General features: G+C 74.1%; 3 protein-coding genes. All 3 read right to left on the bottom strand.

Features of this window, described 5'->3' with window-relative positions; translation table 11 throughout:
* Positions 1-61: 61 nt before the first annotated feature.
* Positions 62-670, bottom strand: coding sequence for a SecDF P1 head subdomain-containing protein (locus DMH08_RS39200; RefSeq protein ID WP_125621311.1), 609 nt, complete (start codon positions 668-670; stop codon positions 62-64).
* A 25-nt stretch (positions 671-695) separates the two neighbouring features.
* Complete coding sequence (locus DMH08_RS39195) at positions 696-1,556, bottom strand: ParA family protein (RefSeq protein WP_425248285.1); 861 nt, start codon at positions 1,554-1,556, stop codon at positions 696-698.
* A gap of 186 nt (positions 1,557-1,742) precedes the next feature.
* The gene (gene xerD / locus DMH08_RS39190; protein ID WP_125621309.1) at positions 1,743-2,681 is read right to left on the bottom strand and encodes a site-specific tyrosine recombinase XerD; all 939 of its coding nucleotides are present in this window, start codon (positions 2,679-2,681) and stop codon (positions 1,743-1,745) included.
* Positions 2,682-2,756: the final 75 nt, after the last annotated feature.

Genomic DNA, 2,756 nt, shown 5'->3' with positions numbered 1-2,756 from the left:
GTCCCATGCCGCGGCGGGTGCGCGGGCACGTTCGGGTCCGGGCGGGCGGGCCGGCGAGGGGTCAGCCGCCGGTGATGCGCTCGATGAGGTCGTCGACCTGCGTCCGGGTGAAGTCGCCGCTGATCAGGACTTCGCCGCCGGTGATGGGCTGCATCACCACCGGCGCCGAGACGATCTCGCCGCCGACCACGACGGCGATCCGCTGGCCGGGCGTCCCGGCCCGCGCCGCCGCGGCCCGCTCGGTCAGTCGCGCGAACGCCTCGGCGTCGTCCCCGGTGAACGTGAGCTCCACGCCCCACGTCGTCGAGTGCTCCGGCAGGGCGGCTTCGATCGCGTCGACGCGCGCCACCTGGAAGCCGCCGGACTCCAACTGGAGGCAGGCGTCGGCGGTGCCCTCGGGCAGGTATCCGGACGGGCACGGCCGCCCCTGCCGCTCGTCGGCGACCTGCGTGAACTCGAGCGGCATCCGCAGTTCCACGGGGCCTCGCGGGGCCGGCCCGGCCCCGCGGTGCTGCGTCCCGGCGAACCGGATCGCCAGGAACGCCCCGGCGGCCGCCAGGACGACCGCCACGGCGACCGAGGCCGCCACGATGGCGACGGCCTTCCTCGGCGGTCCGCCGCCCGGTTCGGGCGGCGACGCCGGAACGGGCTGCGCCCCGTACTGATTCACTTGTCGTCCCGTCGGTCCGGCCGGGCTAGGCGGCCCACTTGGCGAGGACTTCGCGCGCCAGCGCGCGGTAGGCGTTCGCCCCCATCGAGTTGGGGTCGAAGAAGGTGATCGGCTCGCCGGCGACGGTCGCGTCGGGGAACCGCACGGTCCGGTTGATGACCGTGTGGAACACCTTCTCGCCGAACGCCTCGACGATCCGGCCGAGCACCTCGCGGGTGTGCAGCGTGCGCGAGTCGTACATGGTGCCGAGCACGCCGTCGATGACCAGGGACGGGTTGATCCGGCCCTGCACCTTCTCGATCGTCTCCATCAGCAGCGCGACGCCGCGCATCGCGAAGTACTCGCACTCCAGCGGGATCAGCACGCCCTCGCTGGCCGCCAGCGCGTTGACCGTGAGCAGGCCCAGCGACGGCTGGCAGTCGATCAGGATGTAGTCGTAGTGCGGCACGGCCGACTTCAGCGCCTGCTGCAGGATGTACTCGCGCCCGACCTCGTGGACGAGCTGCACCTCCGCCCCCGACAGGTCGATGTTGCTCGGCAGGAGGTCCATGCCGTCGACGCTGGTCTCGATGACCACGTCCTCCCACTCGGTGTCGGCCTCGAGCAGCAGGTTGTGGATCGTCACGTCGAGCTGGCGCGGGTCCCCCTTGCCCAGGCCCACCGACAGGGCGCCCTGCGGGTCGAAGTCCACGAGGAGGACGCGGCGGCCGTACTCGGCGAGCGCGGCGCCCAGATTTATGGTCGTCGTGGTCTTGCCGACGCCGCCCTTCTGGTTGCAGATGGCGACGATGCGCGCGGGCCCGTGCTCGGCCGGGATCTCAGGTTCCGGGAATTCGGGCACGGGTCGCTGAGTCGGGCCGAGGGCCCGACTCGGATCGGTCTCTATGGTGGCGGAGGACAGCCCGTCCGCACCGTTCGTGCTGGTCACCAGATCCCTCCCCGGCGGCCGGAAATGCCGTCCAGAACGGGGACTCTATGGCCCCCTACCATGCCCTCACAAGGCGACGCGCGCCGTACGTCGGTATTTGTCGGTGCCGCATCACCGCTGGTTTCCGTCCGGTAAGGCGGCCGGTCAGGCGCTCCTCGCACGGGGGTGCGAGGTGGCGTACACCTCGCGCAGGAGCTGCACCGTGACGAGAGTGTAGACCTGGGTGGTGGTCACCGACGCATGCCCGAGCAACTCCTGGACGACGCGCACGTCCGCCCCGCCGTCCAGCAGGTGGGTGGCGAACGAGTGCCGGAGGGTGTGCGGCGAGACGTCCGACAGCCCGGCCCGCTCGGCGGCGGCGCGCAGCACCATCCACGCGCCCTGCCGCGACAGCCGCCCGCCGCGCGCGTTCAGGAACAGCGCGGGGCCGCCCCGCCCCGCCCCCGCCAGCTCGGGGCGGGCCCGCACGAGGTAGGCGTCGACGGCGCGGACGGCGTAGTCGCCGACGGGGACGACGCGGTCCTTGCCGCCCTTGCCGGCGACGCGGGCGACGCCCTCGGCGAGGTCGAGGTCGTCGACGTCCAGCCCGACGGCCTCGGAGATCCGGGCGCCCGACCCGTACAGCAGCTCCAGCAGGGCGCGGTCCCGCAGGCCGCGGGCGGCGCGGCCGTCCGCGGCGGACCCGCCGGACGCCGCGGACGCGGCGGCGAGCAGGCGCTCGACGTCCCGCACGGAGATCGCCTTCGGGAGCCGGCGCGGCGGCGTCGGCGGTTTGACGCCGTGGGCGGGGTCGTCGGGGGCGAGGCCCTCGCGCAGCGCGAACCGGTGCAGGCCGCGGACGGCGACGAGCGCGCGCGCCGCCGAACCCGCCGACAGCGGCGGATGGTCGGGGTCGCCCTCCCGCAGGGCGAGCAGGAAGCCGCGGACGTCGTGCTCGGTGACCTGGTCGACGGCGGTGCGGCCCCGCAGCAGCATCACCCGCAGGTACCGGCCGAGGTCGCGGCGGTAGGCGCTGAGCGTGTTGGCCGCCAGCCCGCGCTCGACCGCCAGGTGCCCCAGGTAGGTGTCGACGGCCGCGGCCAGCGGCGGCCGTCGACACCTACCTGGGGCACCTGGCGGTCGAGCGCGGGCTGGCGGCCAACACGCTCAGCGCCTACC

Source organism: Actinomadura sp. WAC 06369, from assembly GCF_003947565.1.
GTDB classification, from domain to species: Bacteria; Actinomycetota; Actinomycetes; order Streptosporangiales; family Streptosporangiaceae; genus Spirillospora; species Spirillospora rifamycini.
The sequence above is the reverse complement of the archived record's forward strand: the minus strand, read 5'-3'. Positions and strand labels throughout refer to the sequence as shown.